The 2,760-nt window shown below is 49.0% G+C and carries 3 protein-coding genes; all 3 read left to right on the top strand.

What is annotated here, in order from left to right:
• The first annotated feature begins 16 nt into the window (after positions 1-16).
• The gene (locus tag BSZ32_RS09770) at positions 17-313 is read left to right on the top strand and encodes an FKBP-type peptidyl-prolyl cis-trans isomerase (RefSeq protein ID WP_206018924.1); all 297 of its coding nucleotides are present in this window, start codon (positions 17-19) and stop codon (positions 311-313) included.
• Between the two features lie 252 nt (positions 314-565).
• Positions 566-1,354, top strand: a complete 789-nt coding sequence (locus BSZ32_RS09765; RefSeq protein WP_105043253.1) for a helix-turn-helix transcriptional regulator — start codon at positions 566-568, stop codon at positions 1,352-1,354.
• Positions 1,355-1,665: 311 nt separating this feature from the next.
• Complete coding sequence (locus BSZ32_RS09760) at positions 1,666-2,652, top strand: hydrolase (protein ID WP_105043252.1); 987 nt, start codon at positions 1,666-1,668, stop codon at positions 2,650-2,652.
• Positions 2,653-2,760: the final 108 nt, after the last annotated feature.

The following is a 2,760-nucleotide window of genomic DNA, read 5'->3' as shown; positions in this document are numbered from 1 at the left end:
GGGTTAATATAAAGTTATACAAGACGGCACTGGCCCATCCCCACTGCTCTCTAATCAGGTCACCGTCCACTACCACGGCACACTCATCGACGGAACTGTCTTCGACAGCTCAACCGAGCGCGGCAGCCCAGCGAGCTTTGCTGTCAACAAAGTCATCGAAGGATGGAAAGAAGGCATCCAACTGATGAGCGCAGGCGCAAAGTTCCAGTTCTTCCTCCCACAGAACCTAGCCTATGGTGACCGTGGCACTGAAACCACAGTCCCACCCTTCGCCGCTCTCATTTTTGAAGTCGAACTGCTCGCGATCGCGTAAAACACCAACGCAACGTGGCGGCTGTTTCACCACGTAGCGCGGCCGTCTCGGTCGCTCAACAATAATCCCAGCGAAGCTGCTGACTCACAGCGCTCAGACTTTAGAGTTTCAGCTCATTTAGTCTGTCTCATAGTTATATCACGACTCGGTAACAGATCGGGAGCCAAATACATTGCTGTTGTTTGAGAATTCTCCCCTACAGTCGATTACGTACTCGTTTGCTCTTCCGAGACACTCTACAGTCATTTGGTAATGTCCGATCACACAACAGTAGCGCTTGAACTTGATGACATACGAGAGGTCATTCAACTCCTCGGTGAATTGGCACACTCGGACCTCACTCTCAACCAAAAGAGAATCAATTTATTAAGAGGCATTTCTAGACTTACTCAAACTGACGCTTGGGTCTGGGGGATTTCAGGGAAATTTGAATCTGGCAAAAAATCTACCTTCTCACTCTCTCACCACGAAGGCTTCACCGAAACACAATTTGCGGCTTATCTCACCGTTCTTGAGAAGGCTAAAATGGCCGACATGTTTGCTCCTGTGCTCGCAGAATTTGCTAGTGCCACTTCCACCCTAACACGAAGACGATGCCAATTTGACCCTGATGGCCTCATTTATACCGATGCTTATTCCGAGTGGCGTGAAATAGGATTGGCCCCACTCGTCGTCTCACTCACAGCAGTTCCTAACGGCGCCACTAGCTGCGTAGCCATCTATCGAGAATACGACAGCCCTCCCTACACCGCACGAGAAGCCAAAATTATGCATCTCATTCTCTCAGAACTCGATTGGCTCCACCAAGAAGCAAGTGCCAAGTCCTTCAGCAAGAAAGTCTACGCTCTTTCACCTCGCCTCAATACTGTACTTAACCTGCTTCTACAAGGGTCAAGCCGTAAGGAGATGTCCACCTATTTAAGTATCTCACCAAACACCTTGAGCGGATATTCCAAAGAAATTTACAAACGCTTCAATGTTCACTCACAAGTCGAACTCATCCGAAAATTCTCGATCGGTGATGGTGGTGACGAGTCCTAGTTCGTGCTTGAAATATCGCTAGTGAAAATGAGCAAAAAGTGCCATCGAGGTCTGACCCTCTGTTCACGTGAATCATCTGAAGAGTGTCAACTGAAACAAAAACTACCGTCCGATGAACCACAATTCTAAAGGGCAACCGCCCATAATGGCGACCATTCAACCAAACTCACGCGAATGGTGAGAGTGAGCCATGTAGATTGTTATATTGGAAAAAGTCACGACGTATCACGTAGCTATTATAGTGTACAAACCTTAGGCCTATCTCTTTATATAGAGTATACCGTTCTATATGAAAATCGGACACATCACTAATGGCACGTAAAATCAACAGCAATTGGCTAAAGCAGTTCTCCACTCCGCAGTGGGCGAAAAACCCGCATCTGCAGACGATACTACCAACCATCCTGCCGACTCCAAGCCTCGCACTGAGACGCGAGCGTATGGAGCTCGCCGATGGTGACTTCATCGACCTCGATTGGCTAGATGCCAACGAGCAACCAAAACGTATTGTTGTGGCCTTTCATGGACTGGAGGGAAGCTCAAACTCCCCTTATGTGAAGCGCTTGATGAAAATATGCATCGAGCGCAACGTCTGCTCAGTTGTCCATCATCACCGCGGTTGCTCAGGTGAAAACAATCGCCTAGCTCGGAGCTACCACAGTGGCGAAACAAGCGACATGCAGAACACACTGCTACACCTCCGAAGCCTCAATCCAGACGCCCACATTGATGCCGTCGGCTACAGCATTGGCGGCAATGCTCTCGCTAAATATCTGGGGGAACAAAAAGAGGCGTCGCTGGTGAATCGAGCGGTCATCGTCTCCGCCCCATTACAGCTCTCCGCTTGTGCCCAGCGACTAGAAGGAGGTTTCTCTAGCATTTATCAACGGCGCCTCATTAAGCTACTCCAACGTAAAACCACTGAGAAGCTGACCAACCCAAAACTGAGAGACGTGATGCCCCTTGACCCTGACCAAGTCAAACAGCTGAAAACCTTTTACGACTTCGACGACAAAGTCACCGCCCCCTTACACGGTTTCGCCGATGTGCACGACTATTACGCACAATGCAGTGGCCTGCAATTTCTCACCTCTATTACCATACCCACCCTTATCATCCACGCTGCCGATGACCCATTCATGACCGATGAAGTCATCCCTAAACCCGAACAACTTTCAAAGCACGTAACATACGAACTCTACCCACGCGGTGGTCACGTCGGCTTCATCTCTGGCGGCAGCCCATTCCGCCCAAAGTTCTTTCTAGAAGACAGAATAGCAGACTACCTAGAACTCTGACACACAGTCACACACAACTACAGTCTTCTCCCGAATGGCACGAACTTAAGGACCATTACCGTCTTTTGTATAATGATAGTCCTTTCATCCACTAGGCCTATTAACCTG

It is taken from the genome of Rubritalea profundi (genome assembly GCF_002954445.1).
Taxonomy (GTDB): domain Bacteria; phylum Verrucomicrobiota; class Verrucomicrobiia; order Verrucomicrobiales; family Akkermansiaceae; genus Rubritalea; species Rubritalea profundi.
Note: the sequence above shows the minus strand (reverse complement) of the source record. Positions and strands in the feature narration are given on the sequence as shown.

What these genes read in the sequence shown, in the direction of transcription:
- BSZ32_RS09765 (WP_105043253.1), top strand. Translation starts at nt 566, where the DNA reads ATGTCCGATCACACAACAGTAGCGCTTGAACTTGATGACATACGAGAG.
- BSZ32_RS09760 (WP_105043252.1), top strand. Translation starts at nt 1,666, where the DNA reads ATGGCACGTAAAATCAACAGCAATTGGCTAAAGCAGTTCTCCACTCCG.